The organism is Micromonospora sp. CA-240977 (assembly GCF_050942285.1).
Lineage (GTDB): Bacteria > Actinomycetota > Actinomycetes > Mycobacteriales > Micromonosporaceae > Micromonospora.
The window spans coordinates 603,303-622,532 of record NZ_CP192055.1 but is presented as its reverse complement, the minus strand read 5'-3'; the positions used below and the strand labels follow the sequence as shown (position 1 = coordinate 622,532).

Annotated in this window: 18 protein-coding genes; 10 read left to right on the top strand and 8 right to left on the bottom strand. The window is 72.4% G+C overall.

Annotated features, from left to right (window positions below; genetic code table 11):
• Nucleotides 1-5: 5 nt before the first annotated feature.
• Genes ACQPWW_RS03020 through ACQPWW_RS03005 form a run of 4 tightly spaced genes read right to left on the bottom strand, consistent with a single transcriptional unit; the run spans nucleotide 6 to nucleotide 5,125 of the window.
• Nucleotides 6-2,093, bottom strand: coding sequence for an alpha-galactosidase (locus ACQPWW_RS03020; RefSeq protein WP_433128892.1), 2,088 nt, complete (start codon nucleotides 2,091-2,093; stop codon nucleotides 6-8).
• Entirely contained in the window at nucleotides 2,090-2,911 is an 822-nt protein-coding gene (locus ACQPWW_RS03015; protein WP_433128890.1) for a carbohydrate ABC transporter permease, read from the bottom strand. Before ACQPWW_RS03015 ends, ACQPWW_RS03020 begins: the two co-directional genes overlap by 4 nt.
• Nucleotides 2,911-3,828 carry a carbohydrate ABC transporter permease gene (locus ACQPWW_RS03010; RefSeq protein ID WP_433128888.1) on the bottom strand — a complete coding sequence of 306 codons (918 nt, stop codon included), beginning with the start codon at nucleotides 3,826-3,828 and terminating at the stop codon, nucleotides 2,911-2,913. Before ACQPWW_RS03010 ends, ACQPWW_RS03015 begins: the two co-directional genes overlap by 1 nt.
• Nucleotide 3,829: 1 nt before the next feature.
• Entirely contained in the window at nucleotides 3,830-5,125 is a 1,296-nt protein-coding gene (locus ACQPWW_RS03005) for an ABC transporter substrate-binding protein (RefSeq protein ID WP_433128886.1), read from the bottom strand.
• A gap of 159 nt (nucleotides 5,126-5,284) precedes the next feature.
• Here ACQPWW_RS03005 and ACQPWW_RS03000 point away from each other — a divergent pair, with 159 nt between their 5' ends.
• The 8 genes from ACQPWW_RS03000 (at nucleotide 5,285) to ACQPWW_RS02965 (ending at nucleotide 12,471) form a co-directional block, all read left to right on the top strand.
• Nucleotides 5,285-6,031, top strand: coding sequence for an SDR family NAD(P)-dependent oxidoreductase (locus ACQPWW_RS03000; RefSeq protein WP_433128884.1), 747 nt, complete (start codon nucleotides 5,285-5,287; stop codon nucleotides 6,029-6,031).
• A gap of 35 nt (nucleotides 6,032-6,066) precedes the next feature.
• Entirely contained in the window at nucleotides 6,067-6,777 is a 711-nt protein-coding gene (locus ACQPWW_RS02995) for a FadR/GntR family transcriptional regulator (RefSeq protein ID WP_433128882.1), read from the top strand.
• The gene (gene dgoD / locus ACQPWW_RS02990; protein WP_433128880.1) at nucleotides 6,774-7,919 is read left to right on the top strand and encodes a galactonate dehydratase; all 1,146 of its coding nucleotides are present in this window, start codon (nucleotides 6,774-6,776) and stop codon (nucleotides 7,917-7,919) included. The genes ACQPWW_RS02995 and dgoD overlap by 4 nt, the downstream gene beginning before the upstream one ends.
• Nucleotides 7,913-8,767 (top strand): hypothetical protein, encoded by an 855-nt coding sequence (locus tag ACQPWW_RS02985; RefSeq protein ID WP_433128878.1) that lies wholly within the window; start codon nucleotides 7,913-7,915, stop codon nucleotides 8,765-8,767. The genes dgoD and ACQPWW_RS02985 overlap by 7 nt, the downstream gene beginning before the upstream one ends.
• Before the next feature lie 11 nt (nucleotides 8,768-8,778).
• The gene (locus ACQPWW_RS02980) at nucleotides 8,779-9,399 is read left to right on the top strand and encodes a bifunctional 4-hydroxy-2-oxoglutarate aldolase/2-dehydro-3-deoxy-phosphogluconate aldolase (protein ID WP_433128876.1); all 621 of its coding nucleotides are present in this window, start codon (nucleotides 8,779-8,781) and stop codon (nucleotides 9,397-9,399) included.
• Complete coding sequence (locus ACQPWW_RS02975; RefSeq protein ID WP_433128874.1) at nucleotides 9,396-10,337, top strand: sugar kinase; 942 nt, start codon at nucleotides 9,396-9,398, stop codon at nucleotides 10,335-10,337. The genes ACQPWW_RS02980 and ACQPWW_RS02975 overlap by 4 nt, the downstream gene beginning before the upstream one ends.
• Before the next feature lie 20 nt (nucleotides 10,338-10,357).
• Nucleotides 10,358-11,239 (top strand): SMP-30/gluconolactonase/LRE family protein, encoded by an 882-nt coding sequence (locus ACQPWW_RS02970; protein WP_433128872.1) that lies wholly within the window; start codon nucleotides 10,358-10,360, stop codon nucleotides 11,237-11,239.
• A gap of 128 nt (nucleotides 11,240-11,367) precedes the next feature.
• Nucleotides 11,368-12,471 carry an L-dopachrome tautomerase-related protein gene (locus tag ACQPWW_RS02965; protein ID WP_433128870.1) on the top strand — a complete coding sequence of 368 codons (1,104 nt, stop codon included), beginning with the start codon at nucleotides 11,368-11,370 and terminating at the stop codon, nucleotides 12,469-12,471.
• Between the two features lie 108 nt (nucleotides 12,472-12,579).
• Here ACQPWW_RS02965 and ACQPWW_RS02960 read toward each other — a convergent pair whose 3' ends face one another.
• A complete protein-coding gene (locus ACQPWW_RS02960) occupies nucleotides 12,580-13,335 on the bottom strand; it encodes a dienelactone hydrolase family protein (RefSeq protein WP_433128868.1) in 756 nt (251 codons plus the stop codon).
• Nucleotides 13,336-13,480: 145 nt separating this feature from the next.
• Between ACQPWW_RS02960 and ACQPWW_RS02955 the strand changes: the two genes are divergently transcribed.
• Entirely contained in the window at nucleotides 13,481-14,443 is a 963-nt protein-coding gene (locus tag ACQPWW_RS02955) for an SDR family oxidoreductase (protein WP_433128866.1), read from the top strand.
• Between the two features lie 66 nt (nucleotides 14,444-14,509).
• On the opposite strand, the gene ACQPWW_RS02950 is transcribed toward ACQPWW_RS02955, so the two are convergent.
• Together ACQPWW_RS02950 and ACQPWW_RS02945 are read right to left on the bottom strand one after the other, a co-directional pair.
• Nucleotides 14,510-16,519 carry an FAD-dependent oxidoreductase gene (locus tag ACQPWW_RS02950; protein ID WP_433128864.1) on the bottom strand — a complete coding sequence of 670 codons (2,010 nt, stop codon included), beginning with the start codon at nucleotides 16,517-16,519 and terminating at the stop codon, nucleotides 14,510-14,512.
• Between the two features lie 195 nt (nucleotides 16,520-16,714).
• Complete coding sequence (locus ACQPWW_RS02945) at nucleotides 16,715-17,755, bottom strand: TRM11 family SAM-dependent methyltransferase (protein ID WP_433128862.1); 1,041 nt, start codon at nucleotides 17,753-17,755, stop codon at nucleotides 16,715-16,717.
• Nucleotides 17,756-17,827: 72 nt separating this feature from the next.
• Here ACQPWW_RS02945 and ACQPWW_RS02940 point away from each other — a divergent pair, with 72 nt between their 5' ends.
• Entirely contained in the window at nucleotides 17,828-18,640 is an 813-nt protein-coding gene (locus ACQPWW_RS02940) for a zf-HC2 domain-containing protein (protein WP_433128860.1), read from the top strand.
• Between the two features lie 38 nt (nucleotides 18,641-18,678).
• Here ACQPWW_RS02940 and ACQPWW_RS02935 read toward each other — a convergent pair whose 3' ends face one another.
• Complete coding sequence (locus ACQPWW_RS02935; RefSeq protein WP_433128858.1) at nucleotides 18,679-19,164, bottom strand: MarR family winged helix-turn-helix transcriptional regulator; 486 nt, start codon at nucleotides 19,162-19,164, stop codon at nucleotides 18,679-18,681.
• Nucleotides 19,165-19,230 lie beyond the last annotated feature (66 nt).

Sequence of the window (19,230 nt, the reverse complement as noted above, 5' to 3'; positions counted from 1 at the left end):
CGGCCTCAGTCGCGGGTCAGCACGATGAGGTCGGCGTCGTGGGTGGCGCTCCACTGCACGGGCAGGCCGACAGCGGCGAGGTGGCTGCCGGAGTAGTGGCGGTCGCCGTGGGAGTAGCGGGCCGCCGGGTCGAGGCCCCGCAAAGGCAGCCGGACCGGGTGGGACGGGAGCAGCCCGGTCCCGTCGAGCCGGCCGGTGTGCCAGGCCAGGACGACCACCCGACGCTGGTCCGGGGCGGTGTACTGCACCGCGCAGCGGGCCTGGTCGGGGCCGCCGATCAGGTGCACCTCACCGCCTGTGACGACGTCCCGGATCTCCTTGTAGCGGGCGATCCAGCCGGCCGCCTCGGCCCGCTCGGCGGGGGTCCAGGCCCGGATGTCCGCGCCGACGCCGAGCACGCCGGCCATCGCGAGGACGAACCGGAACGCCAGCGAGCGGGGGCGGCTGTCGAACAGGCCGGGCGCGTCGGTGACCCAGGAGCTGAGCAGGTGTGGGGCGTTGGCGTGCAGGAAGCCGTACTGGATGGCCAGCCGGTCCAGCGGACCGGTGTTGTCGCTGGGCCAGAAGACGTCGGCGCGGGCGGCCATCGCCAGGTCGGTCCGCGCGCCCCCACCGGCACAGGCCTCGATCAGCACCCCGGGGTGGTCCCGGCGCAGCCGCTCGTAGATCCGGTGCAGGTTGGCGACGTGCGCGCCGTCCAGGTCGAGCGGCCCGACCCCACCGGGCCGGCCCGGTTCGGTACGCGGGCGGTTGAAGTCCCACTTCAAATAGTCGATGTCGTACCGGCGCAGCAGGCCGTCCACCGTGGAGTGCACGAACTCGGCGACCTCCGGCCGGCCCAGGTCGAGCAGGTACTGGTTGCGGACCGGGGTGAGCGGCCGACCGTCGACGGCGTAGACCCAGTCCGGGTGCTCGGCGTACAGGGTCGACTTCGGGTTGACGCACTCCGGCTCCACCCAGAGCCCGAAGTTCAGCCCGAGCGCGCGGACGTCGGCGATGAACGCGTCGAACCCGGCCGGGAACTTCGCCGGATCGGGCGTCCAGTCGCCCAGACCGGCGGTGTCGTCGTTCCGGCCGACGAACCAGCCGTCGTCCACCACGAACGTCTCCACGCCCAGCTCGGCGGCGATCCGGGCGAGCGCCAACTGGCTCTGCGCCTCGACCGCGAAGTAGGTGGCCTCCCAGGAGTTGTAGAGCACCGGGCGCGGGGTGAGCCGGTCGGCGGCGAGCAACCGCTGGTGGGTGTGCCAGACCCGGGCCAGCCCGTCCAGGCCGTCCGGGCTGTACGCGCCGGTGACCACCGGCAGGGTCAGCCGGTCGCCGGGGGCCAGGTTCAGTGGGCCGTCGACAAGCTGACGGCCGGCCCGCACCCGGGTCAGCCCGCCGGTGTCCCGCTCGGCGCTCATCTCCCACGAACCGGTCCAGGCCAACGCCATTCCCCAGGCCGCGCCGGCCGGGTCGGCGGTGTCCCGCACGGCCAGCCACGGCACGTGCAGATGCCCGGGTACGCCCTGGGAGCTGCCGATGCTGAACGTGCCGTGGCCCAACTCGACGTGGGCGAGCTGGAACTCCTGCGCCCACTGCCCCCACTGGTGACTGAGCAGCGCGCCGTGTGGCGTGGGTACGCAGAACCCGCCCGAGCCGGCCCGGACCACCCGCAGCGCGTCGGCGCCGTCGTTGCTCAGCTCGACCCACCGCTCCACCACGTCGGTGCCGGTGGGCACCCGGTAGCGCACAGTTGCGCGCAGCCCGGTCACCGGGTCGGCGAAGTCGACGGCCAGCTCCCGCTGGTCGGCGTCGATCCGCGCCTCGGTGTAAAAGAAGCCGACCCGGCGCTGCCCGGCCGAGGTCTCCACCACCAGGTCCGCGCCGGTGAACGGGCGGTCGGCGTCGGTGGCGTATTCGATGGGGGCGGCGTCGCCGGCGGTGAGGAACGGCACCGGGCCGTCGTAGGCGACCGGTGAGGGCCCGTCCGAGACACCGTGCGGCCCCCACGCGACAAGCTCCAGCCAGCGGCCGTGCGCCGGCACCGCCACTGTGTACTCGGTGTGCGTGCCGCGCAGCGTCCAGCGCTGCCCCGTCACGGCGGTCACTTGACCGCTCCGAGCGCCAGGCCGGAGACGAAGTGCCGTTGGAAGCGCAGGAAGACCGCGACGGTGGGGACGGCAGCGATGACGGTGCCGGCGGCGATGACGTTCCAGGACGAGACGAACTGCCCCTGGAGGCCGAGCAGCGCCGGGGTGACCGGCATGTTGTCGTCGGTCCGCAGCACGGTGATCGCCCAGAGCAGGTCGTTGAAGATCCAGGTGAAGGACAACGCGCCGAGGGCGGCCAGCGCGGGGCGGGTCAGCGGCAGCATCACCTTCGTGAAGATCTGCGCCGTGCCGGCGCCGTCGATGGTGGCCGCCTCCTGGATCTCGCCCGGCAGGTCCCGCATGAAGCCGTGCAGGACGAAGGTGTAGAAGCCGAGCCCGAAGCCGACCTGCACCGCGATCAACGCCCAGAGCGTGTCGTACAGGCCGGTCAGCTCGCTGAACTTGGCCACCGGGATGAGCAGGATCTGCGGTGGCAGCAGGTTGCCGGCGAGCATCAGCAACAGGATCGTGCGCCGGCCCGGGATCCGGAAGCGGCTCAGCGCGAACGCGGCCATCGCCGCGAGCCCGAGGCTCAACGCCACCGACGGGACGGTGACAAGCATGCTGTTGATCAGGGCGCGCAGCTCGCCGCCGTCGGTCCAGGCCTGCCGGTAGGTGTCCAGCGTGAACGACCGGGGCAGGCTGCCGACGCCGTGCGCGGCGATGTCGTCGAACGACCGGGTGGACATCACCACGACCCAGATCACCGGCCCGAGCCACAGCAGCGAGAGCAGGATCATGCCGGTGTGGAAGGCCCCGGTACGGAGCTTGTTCATCACGCTTCCTCCCGGAACGCGCGGACCAGGTAGCCGAGGATGACGGCCAACGCGAGCACGAAGATCACGACGGCGATGGCCGAGGCGTAGCCCAGCCGCAGGCTCTGGAACGCGGTCGAGTACATGTAGGTGCTGAGCAGCTCCGACGAGTGGTACGGCCCGCCCTTGGTCAGCGACCAGACGATGTCGAACGAGCGCAGCGAGTCGATCACGATGACCGACAGCACCACTGCGTTCACCCCCTTGAGCTGGGGAATCGTGACGTGCCGCAGCCGCTGCCAGGAGTTGGCGCCGTCCATCCGGGCCGCCTCGTGCAGCGCCGGGTCGATCGCCTTCAGCCCGGCCAGGAACAGCACCATCACGTAGCCGATCTGCCGCCACAGCGCGGGCAGGATCACCGCGTACAGGGCGGTCTGCGGGTCGGCGAGCCAGGGCCGGATCAGGCTCTCCAGCCCGACGGCCCGCAGCAGCGTGTCGGCGATGCCGTCGGGCTGGTAGAACACCCGCCAGACCAGCGCGGTCACCACAAGCGAGAACACCACAGGGGTGAACAGCGCGGCCCGGTAGAAGCCGACCCCGCGCCGCTCCTTCTGCAGAACCAGCGCCATGCCGAAGCCGCCCAGCACGGAGAGGCCACCGAAGAGCACCAGCCAGATCACCGTGTTGACGAGCGCGCCGCGGAAGGTGGCGTCACCGGCCAGCTCGACGTAGTTGTCGGTGCCGACGAAGGACGGCGACGACATCCCGTCCCAGCGGGTGAGCGAGAACCAGAAACCCTGGAGCGCCGGCCAGAACACCCAGATGCTCTCGACCGCGAACGGCACCAGGACGAACGCCACAAGCAGCGGCGACAGTCGAGCCGACCGTCGCCGCCGCCGGGTGGGGGTGACCGAAGTCGTGGAGATCGTTGCTGTCACGTCAGCCCTTGAAGACCTTCTCGGCGCCGGCCTGCCACTCCCGCAGGATCGCGTCGATCTGGTCCGGCTTGTCGATGAACTTGGTCAGTGCGGTGTCCGCGGTCGGCTGGAGTGCGTCGCTGGAGTCGCGGTTGAAGAACTGGGTCAGCTCCTTGGCCTCGTCGAGCATCGCCTTGCCCTTGACCACAAGCGGCGAGTCGGACGCCTTGGCCTTGGGGTTGGCCGGCAGCACGATGCCGGAGCTGGCCTTGACGTACGCCTCCTGGGCCTCGACCCCGGAGAGGTAGCTGAGCAGGGCCCTGGTGCCTGTCGGGTTGGCGGTCTTCGCGCTGGCGAAGAAGCCGTCGGTGGGGGCCTCCTCGGCCAGCGGCACCGCCGGGTCGATGATCGGGAACCGGAAGAAGTCCAGGTCACCGAGGGCGTCCTTGGGCGCGGCGTCGGCGAAGAACGTGCCGATCAGGAACATGCCGGTCTTGCCGGCCAGCAACGCGGTGGTCGCCTCCTGGAACGGGTACGCCTTGCCCTTGGGGTCGAAGTAGGGCAGGGCCTCGCGCCAGCGGGTGAAGACCGCCTTGACCTTCGGGTCGTCGAAGCGCTGCTTGCCGGCGAGCAGTTCGCGGTGGAACGGCGCGCCGTTGATCCGGATGTTGAGGTAGTCGAACCAGGCCGAGGCGACCCACGGGGTGTCTCCGAGACCGATGCCGATGGGCGGAACGCCCTTGCTCTTCAACGTCTCGCAGACCGCCAGGAACTCGGTCCAGGTCTTCGGCTCCTGCACGCCCCACTTGGCGAAGTTGGACTTGCGGTAGAAGAAGCCCCACCAGTAGTTGTTCATCGGCACGAAGACCTGCTTGCCGCTGGCGTCGGTGGAGAGGGTGCGCAGCGACTGCGGGTAGTCGCCGAGCGACTTCCACACGTCGGAGACGTCAAGCAGCAGGTTCTTGCTGGCGTAGTCGTTGGCGACCGAGCCCGCGTACCAGGTGTAGAGGTCCGGCGGGTTCGCCGAGGTCAGGTACGTCGGCAGTTGGGTCCGGAAGGTCTCCGAGGCGATCGTGTTGAGGGTCGCCTTGCCCTTGCCCTGCGCGTTGAAGGTCTCGATCAGCTTCTCCATCGCGGCCTTGGCCTGCGGCGAGGAGAGGTTGGACTGGATGGTGACCGCGCCCGAGCCGTTGCTCGAAGTCGGTCCGCTGGCGGAGCTGGCGCACGCGCTGAGGAACGAGCTGGCGCCGAGGGCACCCAGGCCGGCGAGCCCGAGATGGCCAAGGAATCGCCGGCGACCGGGGTCGAAGTCGCTCACGGAGGTATCCCTTCCTCTACGACACGTAGCGTCACCGCGCAGTGTGTCGTCCATGTGAATGCTGTGTCGAGAAGGTTGCATCGGACGTCGCCGGCTGTCAAGATATCTTCGTAATTAATGATTAGATGAGATCAAGGCGAGGGTCAGGTGGATCAGCTTATGCGCCGGCTTGAAGGCATGAACGCGCTGGTCACCGGCGCGATGGGCGGGATCGGCGCCGCCACGGCCCGGCGGCTCGTCGCCGAGGGCGCGGCGGTTGCGCTGCTCGACGTGCACGACCCGACCCCGCTTGCCGACGAACTGACAGCTAGCGGCGGACGAGCACTGTCCGTAGTGGCTGATGTCAGCGACGAGAGCGACTGGGCGGCCGCGGTGTCCGCCGTACGCGCCGGCCTCGGCCCGATCGACATCCTGGTCAACACCGCGTACGCCGTGCGGGTCGCCCCGGCCCACGAGACCAGTCGGCAATCCTGGGACGAGCAGCTCGGCGTCAGCCTCACCGGCGCGTTCCTCGGCGTCCGCGCCTGCCTGGACGACCTGCGGGCCCGCTCCGGCGCGGTGGTGCTGATCTCCTCGGTGCACGCCCTGGTCGGGTTGCCGGGCCGCCCCGCGTACGCCGCGGCCAAGGGTGGCCTGGTCGCGCTCGGCCGCCAACTCGCCGTGGAGTACGGCCCACAGGTGCGGGTCAACACCGTGCTGCCCGGCCCGATCCTCACCGCCGCCTGGGCCGACGTGTCCGAAGAGGACCGTGCGCGCAGCGTCGCCGAGACGGTGGCGAAGCGCTTCGGCACCCCGGACGAGGTGGCCGCGACTGTCGCCTTCCTCGCCTCACCGGACGCCGCCTACGTCACCGGCGCGAGCCTCGTTGTGGACGGTGGCTGGACAGCGGTGAAAGCCTCGGCCTGAGAGATCGATACCGACAAACGAAAAGGCCAGGAGCATTGGCACAGTACGCACGCCGCGGCGTCCACGGGCAGACCGTCGAAGCGATCGCCCGTCGCATCCTCACCGGTGAGATCCCTGCCGGCGCGACACTGAACATCGTCGCCCTGCAGGAGGAGTTCGGCGTCAGCCTGACCGCGCTCCGCGAGGCGCTGAAGGTCCTCTCGGCCAAGGGCATCGTCGACGCCCGGCAGAAGCGCGGCACGTTCGTCCGGCCCCGCGCCGACTGGAACCTGCTCGACGGCGACGTGATCCGCTGGCAGTTCGCGGAGGGCCCCGACGAACGCCTGCTCGAGAAGCTGCACGAGGTGCGCGCGATCATCGAGCCGGCCGCCGCACGGCTGGCCGCCACCCGGGCGACCGAGGACGACCTGGCCGCCCTCGACGGGGCACTTGCCGAGATGGCCGAGGCCGACGGTGATCCCGCCGCCGCCGTCGCCGCCGACCTCGCCTTCCACCGCGCGCTGCTCACCGCCACGCACAACGAGCTGCTGGAACGGATGGAGGTGGTGATGGAGACCGGGCTCGCCGAACGGGACCGCCTGGTGCACGGCGGCGCCGCGCACGACGACCCGGTGCCCAGCCACCGTGCCGTCGTCGACGCGCTGCGCGAGCGGAACGAGACGGCGGCCGAGACCGCCATGCGTGAGTTGCTGGACAAGGCCGTCCGCGACGTCGAGAAGGCACGGGGACGAAGGGGCAGTCAGTGAAGATCGAGCGCATCGAGACCTTCCTGGTCGCGCCACGGTGGTTGTTCTGCCGGGTGGAGACCGACGACGGGCTGGTCGGCTGGGGTGAACCGGTGGTGGAGGGGCGCGCCGAAGTGGTGCGCAGCGCCGTCGAGGTGCTCGCCGAGTACCTGATCGGCGCCGACCCGCTGCGGATCGAGCAGCACTGGCAGGTGCTCACCAAGGGCGGCTTCTACCGCGGCGGCCCGATCCTCTCCAGCGCGGTCGCCGGCCTCGACCAGGCACTCTGGGACATCGCCGGACAGGCGTACGGCGCGCCGGTGCACGCGCTCCTCGGCGGGCCGGTGCGCGAGAAGGTGCGGATCTACTCCTGGATCGGCGGGGACGAGCCCGCCGAGGTTGCCGACGCCGCCGCCGCGCAGGTCGCCGCCGGCCTCACCGGCGTCAAGATGAACGCGTGCGGCCGGCTCTCCCCCATCCCCACCTCCGCCGAGGTGGACGAGGTGATCGGCCGGGTCGCCGCCGCCCGGGACGTGCTCGGCCCCGACCGGGACATCGCGCTGGACTTCCACGGTCGGGCCGGGCTGGCCGCGGTACGCCGGATCCTGCCCGAGCTGGCGCCCCTGCGCCCGTTCTTCGTGGAGGAGCCGGTCCTGCCCGACCAGGCCCACCACCTGCGCGACATCGTCGCCAGCACACCGATCCCGGTGGCCACCGGCGAGCGGCTCTACGGCCGCTCCGAGTTTCTCGGCCCGTTGCAGGCCGGCGTCACGGTGGTCCAGCCGGACCTGTCGCACGCCGGCGGGATCTCCGAGGTCCGCCGGATCGCCGCGCTGGCCGAGACGTACGGCGCGCTGCTCGCCCCGCACTGCCCGCTCGGCCCGATCTCCCTGGCGGCCAGCCTCCAGGTGGCCTTCGCGACGCCGAACTTCCTGATCCAGGAGCAGAGCATCGGGATCCACTACAACGTCGGCTCCGAGTTGCTGGACTACCTGGTCGACCCGGAGCCGTTCCGGTTCGTGGACGGGCACATCGCCCGCCTCGACCGGCCCGGCCTGGGCATCACGGTGGACGAGGCGGCCGTCCGCAAGGCGGCGCAGACACCGCACACCTGGCGCAACCCGGTCTGGCAGCACGCCGACGGGTCGTTCGCGGAATGGTGACCGGCGCGACTCCGGTGCCGCTGCGGGTGGCGTACGACGCGGCGCACGGCGGCCGGTGGACAAGCCTGCGCGGTGGCGGCCGGGAGTGGCTCTGGCGCGGCCCGGAACCGGGCCGGCACGAGGTACGCCCCGACGACGCGTTCGTCGACGCCGGCGGGTTGGAGGAGTGCCTGCCCACGGTGCGCGGCGAGCCCGACCACGGCGAGGTGTGGTCGCGCCCGTGGCGAACCGTCGGCCCCGACAGCGCCGGCCCCGACACCCTGGTCATCGAGCGGCCGACGTTCACCCTGACCCGCCGGATCAGCGACTCCGGCGGTGTGGTGGTGGCCGACTACCGGCTGGCCGCCGACCCCGGTTACCGCTTCGTGTGGGCTGCGCACGCCCTGCTCGGCCTGTCTCCCGACGCTCACCTCGTCGCACCCGCCGGCACCCCCACCCGGCTGCACCCGGAGGCCGCCGCCCTGCTGCCGCCGGGCACCTGGCCCGACGGCGACCCGTGGCTGACCGGCCCGTGGCCCTCCCCGGCCGGGCTGACGCTCGACACGTTCGGCCCCGACGACGGGACCGCGCTCGGCGCGGTGCTGCTCGACTGCCCCCGCGTCCAGGTCAGCGACGGCGACGACCGGCTGATCCTGGAGCTGGAGTGTGACGGCCAGCCCCGCAGCACCGCCCTCTGGCGCAACCTGGGCGGCTGGCCGGCCGACTGCCCCTACCGCAGCCTCGGTGTCGAGCCGATGCTCGGTAGCGCCTTCGACCTGGCCGACGCCGGCCCCGCCGACGCGGCGGTCGTTCCGCCCGCCGGCGAGGTCACCTGGCGACTCACCATCTCCGCCCACCGCATCCACTGAGGACACCCGCGATGAACCTGCTCGACGAGCTGCGTACCCACCGGCTGCTGGCCATCGTGCGCGGCCCGGACCCGGCCGCCGCGCTGACCGCCGTACTCACCCTGGCCGAGAGCGGCATCGCCCTGGTCGAGGTCTCGCTGACAAGCGCCGACGCGCTCGGCACCATCCGTCGGGCTCGGGCCGCCCTCGGGGCGGACTACGCCCTGGGCGCGGGCACCGTGCTCACCGCCGAGGACGCCCGCGCCGCTGCCGACGCGGGCGCCGGCTTCCTTGTCACCCCGGCGCTCGCGCCGAGCCTCGCCGAGGGCGGCCGGCTCGGGCTGCCGGTGCTCGCCGGAGCGCTCACCCCCACCGAGGTGGTGCAGGCCGGCAGTGGCGGGGCCACCGCCGTCAAGCTCTTCCCGGCCTCCCTCGGCGGACCGGACTACCTCGGCGCGTTGCGGGACCCGTTCCCCGGCACCGCGTTCGTGCCGGTCGGCGGGGTCGACGCGGACGGCGCGCGGCGTTACCTCGACCGGGGCGCGGTCGCGGTGGGCGTCGGCTCCCCGCTGCTCGGTGACGCCGTCCGCGGCGGCGACCTGTCGGCACTACGCGAGCGCGCGGCCAGCTTCCGCACGGCGGTCCAGCGGTGACCGACCTGCTCACGCTCGGCGAGACGATGGCGGCTTTCCGCAGCAGCGGCCCGCTGCGGCTGGGCGGCACCGCCGGGATCTCCGTCGCCGGGGCCGAGTCGACGGTGGCCATCGGGTTGGCCCGGCTCGGCCACCGGGCCGCCTGGGTCGGGGTCACCGGCGCCGACGAGCCCGGCGAGCTGGTCCGCCGTACGCTGCGCGCCGAGGGTGTCGACCTGGCCTGGTCCCGGATCGACCCGGGCGCGCCCACCGGGCTGATCGTCTTCGAGAACCGGGTCGCCGACATCAACCGGGTCACCTACCACCGGGCGGGCTCCGCGGGCTCCCGGCTGCGCCCCGCCGACGTGACCCGTGCCTTCGACGCGCCCGGATCACCGCCCCGGCTGCTGCACGTCACAGGCATCACCTGCGCGCTGGGCGTCGAGCCGTACCAGGCGGTGGTGGCCGCGGTGCGGCGCGCCCGGGCCGCCGGCACCACCGTCTGCCTGGACGTCAACCACCGGCAGCGGCTCTGGTCGGTCGCCGAGGCGGCCGACGCGCTGCGACCGCTGCTGCCCTCGATCGACCTGGTGGTCGCCTCCGACGACGAGTTGGCAGTGCTTACCGACGCGTCCGACCCGGTCGCGGCGCTGCTCTCGGCCGGCGTGACCGAGGTCGTTGTCAAGCACGGCGCCGACGGGGCGACCAGCCACCGCGCGACCGGCACTGTGCACCGTCCCGCCCGTACCGTGCCGGTGGTGGACACCGTCGGCGCGGGCGACGCGTTCGTGGCCGGGCTGCTCTCCGGTTGGCTCGACGGCGCCGACGCGCCCGCCCGGCTGGACCGGGCGGTCACCACCGGCGCGTTCGCGGTGGCCACCCGGGGCGACTGGGAGGGCCTGCCCGACCGGGCCGAGCTGACGCTGCTCGACCACGGCCCTGGCGGTACGGTCCGCTGACGATCCTTTGGAGGAGCACCATGGAGCTGACCGAACCGACCGTCTGGAGCACCGACCGGCTGGAGCTGGGCGAAGGGCTGCGCTGGGTCGACGACCGCCTGGTCCTCGTCGACCTGCTGGCCGGCCGGCTGCTGGAGACCGGCGGCGACGCGCCGGGTCCGCTGCGGGAGGTGCGCCACCTCGACGTTCCGCTCGGCGCTGTCGCCCCGGTGGCCGACCGACCCGGCGACTGGCTCGCCGCCGCCGGGACCGGCATCACACTGCTGCCCGCCGGGGGCGACCCCCGACCGGTCGCCGACCTGGTCGGTGACGCACCCGAGCCGACCCGGATGAACGACGCGGTCGCCGACCCGCACGGCCACTTCTGGGCCGGCAGCATGACGTACGCCATGGTGCCGGGCGGGGGCACGCTGTTCCGCCTCACCCCGGGCGCCGAGCCGGTGCCCGCGGTCACCGGGCTGACCATTCCGAACGGGCCGGCGTTCGACGCGGCCGGCACCACCATGTACCTGGCCGACACACCGCGCGGCGAGATCGACCGCTTCACCGTCGACCCGGGCACCGGCGACCTGCACGGGCGGGAGCCGTTCCTGCGGCTCTCCCCCGACGACGGAGGTCCGGACGGCATGACCGTCGACGCGGCGGGCCACCTCTGGGTCGCGTTCTGGGGCGGCTCGGCGGTCCGCCGCTACCGGCCCGACGGCACCCTGGACCGGGAGATCCGGCTGCCGGCGGAGCAGCCCGCCGGCATCTGCCTGGGCGGGCCGGGCCTGCGCCGACTCTTCATCGGCACCGCCCGGGTGGGACTGACCACGCCCGGCCCGGAGGACGGCGCCCTGCTCGCGGTGGACGTCGAGGTCCCCGGCCTGCCCGCCGCCAGGGCCGCCGCGCCGCTGGCCTGACGCCCGAACGGGTCGCCTCCCGATCACGCAGGCGACGGTGAGGCTTACCGGACGTCTGGGCGGGAATAGCAGCGGCGGAGCGTGACAACCGGCAGGAAGTGGACGGTGAGCACCGTGGGGTGGATGTCATGAACGGGCCGGTCGGCGACGAACCGGTTGGCGAGCTGGAGCTGGTGCACACCTTCACCGGCCCGATGCCGACCGGCGTGAGCGTCTCGCACCGGGGCCGGATCTTCGTCAACTTCCCGAAATGGGGCGACGAGGTGCCAGCCACCGTCGTGGAGGTGCGCGACGGCCGGGAGGTGCCCTACCCCGACCAGGCGTGGAACGACCCGTCGGGCGACGACGACGCTGGCGCGTTCATCTCGGTGCAGAGCATCGTGGTGGACCCGGCCGACCGGCTCTGGGTGCTGGACACCGGCAGTCCGATGTTCCAGCCCACGAAGCCGGGCGGCCCGAAGCTGGTCCGGATCGACCTGGACACCGACACGGTCGCCCAGGTGATCACCTTCCCGGCGGACGTGGCGCTGCCGACGACGTACCTCAACGACGTCCGCTTCGACCTGCGGCGCGGCGAGGCGGGGGTCGCGTACATCACCGACTCGGCGTCCTCCGGGCCGAACGGGATCATCGTGGTGGACCTGGCCAGTGGCGCTTCCTGGCGGCGGCTGCACGACCACCCGTCCACCAAGGCGGAGTCGCTGGCGACGTTCCGCCCGGTGGTCGAGGGCCGGCCGTTCCTCGAACGGCCGGCGGACGGGCCGCCGAAGCCGGTGAGCATGGGCTCCGACGGCATCGCCATCTCGGCCGACGGCAGCCGGCTCTACTACTGCCCGCTGGCGTCGCGGCGCCTGCACAGCGTCTCCACCGAGGCGCTGGCCGACCCGGGCGTCACCCAGGAGGCGGTCGCCGCGACCGTCGTCGACGAGGGGGACCGGGGCACCGCCTCGGACGGGTTGGAGAGCGACGACGCGGGGCGGATCTACGTCACCTCGTACGAGCACAACGCCGTGCTGCGCCGGCTGCCGAACGGCGACTACGAGACAGTGGTCCACGACCCGCGACTGCTCTGGCCGGACACCATGTCGGTGGCCACCGACGGGTACCTCTACGTCACCGCCAACCAACTGCACCGGCAGGCGCAGTACCAGCGGGGCAAGGACCTGCGGCGCAAGCCGTACGCGCTGTTCCGCACCCGCATCGACGCCGGCCCGGTGCTGCTGCGCCGCTGAGCGGTCCCACCGACCGGTCCGCGCGTTCGTCCCCGTGACCCGACGCAATCTTGGACAGTTTCCGTTACCGGTTGACGGAAACTGTCCAAGATTGCCGAGCGGAGGCGGTCAGGAGACGGGCAGGGTGCGGTCGAGGAGGTCGAACAGGGCGACCCAGTGGCGCTCGGTGGCCCGCTCGTCGTAGATCGGCGTGTCGGCCATGGTGAAGCCGTGGTGGGCGCCCTCGTAGACCTCGGAGCGGTAGCGCACGCCGGCGGCGTCGAGCGCCTTCTCCAGCGTGGCGATCTGCTCGGGGGTCATCGACTGGTCGGCGTCGGCGTGCCCGAAGTACAGCTCGCCGGTGATCGAGCCGACGCCCAGGTGCGGGCTGTCCGGCGCGTCGGTGACGAACCGCCCGCCGTGGAAGCTGGCCACCGCCGCGATCCGGTCCGGGTACGCCTCGATGGCCCGCAGCGCGTTCGTGCCGCCCATGCAGTAGCCGGTGATCGCCACCGGGCCCGGCCGCACGTCGTCCCGGGCGGCCAGGAAGTCCAGGTACGCGGCGGTGTCCTGCCTGACCACCTCGGGGGTCAACACGCCGACCAGCGGCATGATCTTCTCGAAGAGCGCGCTGCGCTGGTCCGGCTCAGCGAGTCGGGACAGGTCGAACAGCGGTGCCCGGCCGGCCTGGTAGAACAGGTGGGGCGTCAGCACCAGGTAGCCGCGGTCGGCGATCCGTTCCGCCATCTCGACAAGGCGCGGGCGCGGCCCGATGGCGTCCATGAAGAGCAGCACCGCCGGGAACGGGCCGTTGCCGTCCGGTCGGGTCAGGGACGCGTCCGCGACCCCGTCGCCGGTCGGGATGTCCACAGTCGTCGTCCGCACCGCGCCTCCTCGTACCGAAAGTCCTTGATCGTCAAGAACGCTACTCGCCGGGCGGCCTCCCCGGTCCGGACCCGGGGACCGTCGATCCCTGGATAAGACGACCCTGGGTGGCGGTCGGCGGGGGATCCAGGCTTGGCCGTGACCGATGAAGGACACCGCCGACCTGGGAGTTGTTGTGCTCGACCTGACCGTTCCGGATTTGACTGGAAAGCTCGCTGTCGTGACCGGCGGCAGCGACGGCCTGGGCCTCGGCCTGGCCACGCGGCTGGCGCGTGCCGGCGCCGAGGTGGTGCTGCCGGTCCGCAACCCGGCCAAGGGGGCCGCCGCGCTGGAGACCGTCCGGGCCGCCGCGCCGGGCGCCGTCGTCTCGACGCGGACGTTGGACCTGGCCTCGCTGGGCTCGGTGGCCGCGCTTGCCGACACGCTGCTCGGCGAGGGTCGACCGATCCACCTCATGATCAACAACGCGGGCGTGATGACACCTCCCACCCGGCACGCCACCGCCGAGGGCTTCGAACTGCAACTCGGCACCAACCACCTCGGCCACTTCGCGCTGAACGGACGGCTCCTGCCGCTGCTGCGGGCCGGCCACGCCCGGGTCACCACCATGTCGAGCAGCGCCGCCCGTTCCGGCCGGCTCGACTGGGACGACCTCCAGAGCAACCGCCGGTACGCGGCGATCCGGGCGTACAACGCCTCCAAGCTGGCCACCCTGCACTTCGGGCTGGAACTCGACAGGCGCAGTCGGGCCGGCGGCTGGGGCATCGTCAGCAACGTCGCCCATCCGGGCACCACGATGACCAACCTCTACGCGTCCGGCCCCAACCTGGGCCGCAACCGGCCCTCGCCGCACCACTCGGTGCTGAGTCGACTGGCCCGCTGGGGCGTCCTGGTGCACTCGGTGGACGCCGGGCTGCTCCCGGCCCTCTACGCGGCCACCAGCCCGCAGGCGCAGGGCGGCCGGTTCTACGGCCCGGACGGCCTGGGGCAGTTCACCGGCAGACCGACCGAGCTGGCCGTCTACCGCTCGGCGCGCAGCACCGAGGACGCCGCCCGGCTGTGGGCCGTCTCCGAGCGGCTGGTGGGCGTCGAGTTCCCCGGCAACTGACGGGGTACGCGGCGTCGAGAATTCGCGGTGGCCCGTCGAACGGCGCGTCGGCGGGCGCGCCGCCGGTCAGGCCCGGACGAAGCGCACCGCGTCGGCGACCACGTGGCCGTCGGTGTCCTCGGTGCGGATCAGCACGCTGCCGCCGCTGCCCGCCGTGAACGGATAGGTCCCCAGCGGCACCCACTGGCCGCCGGCCTGCCGCTGGTCCACGGTGCGGGTGATCAGCCCGCCGGAGTATTCGATGTCCACCGGCACGTTCGTCGCCCGGTTCGGGTTGGCCGTCCAGCGCAACTGCACAGTCCAGGAGCCGGCGGCGGGCAGCGTCGGGCGGAACCGCAGCCGGTTGACGCCCTTGGCGGTGTTGCCGTCGTGCTCGTAGTCCGGGCCGTAGAAACCGCCGACGCTGGTGCTGCGCAGCCACGTTCCGGCCCGGGTGATCCCGTTGGCCGCCGCGTTGTCCAGGATCACCTCGTCGGTCGAGCCCCACTCCAGGAGGGCGCCGTCCTGCCGCAGCCGGGCCTGGAGGGTGGGCACCGGCACCTCCTGCACGGCGAGGTTCCCGGCGAGGGCCAGCGACGCGGCGGTGGCCGCCGCCTGCCCGAGGATCATGAACACCGGTTCCATCCGGATCGAGCCGTACGCGATGTGGCTCGCCGAGAGGCAGACCGGCACCAGCAGGTTGGCGCACTGCGCCTGGTGCGGCACGATCGCCCGGTAGCTCACCGGGTAGGGGGCCGGCACCCCGATCTGCACGTCCCCCTCGTTGCGCACCCGGCCGTCGACCACCACCCGTTGACAATTGTGCGAGTCCATCGTGTAGCTGGCCAGCCCCACCGAGTCGGCGACCCGTACCCGGCCCCGGCAGTCGGCCTCGGTCACCACGTACGCGGACACCATCCGGCGGGCCTCCCGGATGTAGAGCAGCGGCGGCCAACCACCGGTGCTCGTGAACTCGTCGACAGGCAGCCCCCACCGGGCGGTCGAGTCGCGCACCGACGCCGGCAGCCGGGGATCGTTCGCCAGGAACCACATCAGTCCCTGCTGGTAGGTGCGGTGCTCGGCGATGATGCTCTCCCGCACCGCCCAACCGGCCGTCGGGTACGCGTGGTTGAAGCCGATGTTGTCGGTCGACACCGCGCCGTTGTTGTTGGAGTCGGTCTTGCCGCCGCCGATCGAGTGGGTGGTGAAGTACGGCCCGGCGTAGCCGGCCTGGATGTGGCGCAGCAGCAGCTCGTACCGGATCGGGTCGTAACCGGAGGGCCTGCCGAACGGGATCCGGTTGGCCGCCTGGGTCAGGCACATCCGGAAGCAGTACGCCTGGATCCGGTCGTCGGCGCTGCCGCGCGGGGCGAGCGGCGTGGCGGAGATGCCCGGCAACAGGCCGCTGCCGGGCGAGCCGGCCGTCACGTACGGGTCGACGGGGTAGACGAACTGGTGGGTGTTGCCGGACTGCACCCCGTTGATCGTCTCGCCGTAGGTGTCGTTGGACTCCCGCCCGACGGTGAACCCCACCCCGGCCATGGCCAGCAGGTCACCCTCGTAGGTGGCGTCGACGAACACCCCGCCCCGGTAGATCGACCCGTCCTCGGTGCGCAGCTCGGTGATCCGGTTGCCACTGCGGCCGAGGCCGGCCAGCCGGGCGTCGACGATCACCGGCACGCCGGACTCGGCCAGCATCTCGGCGAAGACGGCGGCGGCGACGTGCGGCTCGAAGGTCATCCGCAGCGGCGACGTCGACGTGAGGGTTCCGCCGTGGTACTTCACGTACACCCGGCGGTAGAACTCGGCGGCGAGCCCGCCGATGGACGCCTGGACGCCGGTGTCGGTGGCGCCCAGCCCGGCGGTGCTCAGCCCGCCGACGTGGCTGGTGGGCTCCACCACCACTGCGGTGCGGCCGAGCCGGCGCATGGTGATCGCGGCGGCCAGCCCGCCGGAGGTGGCGCCGTAGACGACCAGGTCGGCGGTGGTGACGGCGGCGCGGGCGGCATCGGCGCGGAACGGATCGGTGAGACCGGCCAGGACGAGGCCGGCACCGCCGGCGGTCAGCAGTCGACGACGGGACAGGGGCACTGACACGGCGAGCTCCCGAGGGGTAACCGGTGGGGGGACGGTTACAGAAGCACGCCGCTGCCGCTGCTAACGAAATTCTTCAATCTCTGCCGGCGGGTGTCAACGGGTCAGGGGCGGTAGCGGTTCGCTTTGGTCACCGCCGGACTCCCGGATGACCGGCGGCCGGGTTGACCCCGACCAGCCGGAAGCCGGGCGGGCGGGTCAGGCCGGGCGGCGGGCCACCAGCACGTCTCGCATGATCGACTGGTCGACCCGGTGTCGCAGCGCGCGGTAGGGCTCCGCGTCGACCACTGTCAGGCCGGCGTCGGCGAGGGCCGCCGCCGCGTCCTCGCGGCTGGCGACGTGGGTGTTCCACGAGATACCGAGCGCGCCGCCGGGGCGCAGCAGCCGCGCCCAGACCGGCGCGGCGTCCGCGAGCAACGCCAGCGGGTCGCGGGTCAACCCCTGCTGAGCGGTACGACTGCCGTGCTGCACGCCGTACGGGGCGTCGGCGACGACCAGGTCCACGGTCTCCGGGCGGAAGAACTCGGCCGAGCGGGCCGTGTCGGCGTTGACCACGTCCAGCAGTTGGGTCTGGCCTGCCTTGTGCTCCTCGCGGGTCGGCGCCAGCTCGATCCGCACCCGTCGGCCGACCACCTTGCGCTCCCGCCGCACCGGCCCCGACTCCAGCACCCGGTGCTTGACCCGCTTCTGCTTGAGCCAGGTGGTGATGAACGCCCGGTACGCCTCGACGTCCTTCTGGTCGCGCTCGATGCCGGCGGCGTCGAACCCGTACATCAGGGCCTGGTTGAGTGTGGTGCCCCGGCCGCAGAGCGGGTCGAGCACCCGGAACCGCCGGCTGGTCAGCTCGCCGGCCCAGTCCGAGGCCAGCAGTGTGACGTTGAGCAGCAGCTTGGTGAACTGCTCGTTGGTCTTGCCCGGGTACTTCTGGATGGTGAGCAGATCGTCGTCGTAGCGGTCCAGTCGGATCCACTCGATCGGCCGCAGCAGCTCACCGACGATCTCGAACAGCGCGTACCCGGCGGAGAGGTTGCCCAGGACGGCCAGGTCCCGCTCGGTCAGCCCGTCGCCGGTGAAGGTGACGTAGGACGCCCCTCCGACGACCTCGGTGTCCAGCTCGCCGATCCGGCCGTCGAGCGCCGAGCGGCCGAAGATCTCCAGCTCGGCCCGGGTCAGGTCGACGGCGGAGCGGGCGTACACCCGGTTGGTGGCGGGCAGGATCAGCAGGCCGTAGCGCGTCATGATCCGGCGAGTATTCCACAACCCGTCGCGGTCGCCGGGAACCGGAGCGGCTCGCGAAGCGACTACCGGTACATGGGGTGTGAGCAGTGGCGGGAGGTCCTGTCCGCGCAGTTGGACGGGGAGGAGACCGCCGCCGAGCTGGCGGCGGTGCAGGGACACCTCGACGGGTGTGCCGAGTGCCGGGCCTGGTTCACGGCGGCGGCCGCGGTGACGCGTCGGGTCCGTACCCGGTTGGTCGCCGATGTACCCGACCGGACGGCGGCGATCCTGGCCGCCGTCGCGGCGGAGCCGGCCCGCCGGTCGTGGTGGCGGCGGCTGGCCGGCCGGGGTCGGCTGGTGGCCGGACTACGCGCGGCGCTCGGGTTGCTCGGCGCGGTGCAGCTGGTGCTCGGCCTGGCCCAGGTGGGCCGGGGCGCGACCGCCGATCACCTGCACCCCGCCGGCCAGCACCTGTGGCACGAGTCGGCCGCGTGGAACGTGGCGGTGGGTGCCGGCTTCCTGTTCGTGGCGGTCCGCCGCAGCCCGCCGGCCGGGCTGCTGCCGATGCTCAGCGCGTTCGTCGGCACGTTGCTGCTGCTCTCGGTCAACGACCTGGCCACCGGGTCGGTGGGCGGGGAGCGGCTGGTCAGTCACGGGTTCCTGGTGGTCGGCTACCTGATCACCGTGTTGCTGTCCCGGCCCGGTCTGCGCCCCGGTGGACCCGCGCCGCAGCGGCAGCCCGTGCCGTCACGCTGGCGGTTCGGCACCGACGAGGTGGACCGGCCGCTGCGGGTGGTTCGCCCCGAGTCGTACCCGGCGCAGGCCGCCGACCGGCACGCCGCCCCTGCGGCGCAGGCCGGCCGAGCCACCCGTGTCGGGCCGGCCGGCGGACGCCGCGCCGCCTGATCACCGCCCGTTCTCTGCGTCACCGCCCGTGCTCTGCGTCACCGGCCGGCCGGATGCGCGGCCCCGGGTTCCCCCGTCTCGTCGGTCTGGCATCGGGGATCGTGGGCCGCGAAGAGGACTGACAACTGTCGGTGCAGCTGACGTCGTTCGTCCTCGGCGAGGGGAGCGAGGAAGTCGGCCTCGGTTCGACGCAACACCGCGAGGGCTTCCGACAAGATGGCGCGACCGTCGGCGGTGACGCTGATGAGCTGCTTGCGACGGTCGCTGGAGCTGCGCTCGCGCCGGACGTGTCCACTGCGCTCAAGTTCGTCGATGACAGCGACCATCGTGGTGCGGTCGAGTCCGGTCCGCTGACACAGGTCACGCTGGGACAACTCCTCGCCCTCGACGAAGGCCAGCACCCGCAGATCGCGACCGCGCAGGCGGAAGGGCAGGAGCGCCTGTTCGATCCGGGCGCCGGCGAGGTTGGCCAACCTCAGCAGCAGATATCCGGTGGCGGAGGAGATGGTGTCCGATGAGCGCATCACCGCAGCCTAGTCGTCCGTTCGGCTGATTATCAGTTAAGCTGACGATCAGCGATCCGGCGCACT

Coding starts and splice junctions, on each gene's coding strand:
- ACQPWW_RS02985 (WP_433128878.1), top strand. CDS start 7,913: ATGGTGACCGGCGCGACTCCGGTGCCGCTGCGGGTGGCGTACGACGCG.
- ACQPWW_RS02945 (WP_433128862.1), bottom strand. CDS start 17,755: ATGACGCGCTACGGCCTGCTGATCCTGCCCGCCACCAACCGGGTGTAC.
- ACQPWW_RS02980 (WP_433128876.1), top strand. CDS start 8,779: ATGAACCTGCTCGACGAGCTGCGTACCCACCGGCTGCTGGCCATCGTG.
- ACQPWW_RS02940 (WP_433128860.1), top strand. CDS start 17,828: ATGGGGTGTGAGCAGTGGCGGGAGGTCCTGTCCGCGCAGTTGGACGGG.
- ACQPWW_RS02970 (WP_433128872.1), top strand. CDS start 10,358: ATGGAGCTGACCGAACCGACCGTCTGGAGCACCGACCGGCTGGAGCTG.
- ACQPWW_RS02935 (WP_433128858.1), bottom strand. CDS start 19,164: ATGCGCTCATCGGACACCATCTCCTCCGCCACCGGATATCTGCTGCTG.
- ACQPWW_RS03000 (WP_433128884.1), top strand. CDS start 5,285: ATGCGCCGGCTTGAAGGCATGAACGCGCTGGTCACCGGCGCGATGGGC.
- ACQPWW_RS02955 (WP_433128866.1), top strand. CDS start 13,481: ATGAAGGACACCGCCGACCTGGGAGTTGTTGTGCTCGACCTGACCGTT.
- ACQPWW_RS02965 (WP_433128870.1), top strand. CDS start 11,368: ATGAACGGGCCGGTCGGCGACGAACCGGTTGGCGAGCTGGAGCTGGTG.
- ACQPWW_RS03015 (WP_433128890.1), bottom strand. CDS start 2,911: ATGAACAAGCTCCGTACCGGGGCCTTCCACACCGGCATGATCCTGCTC.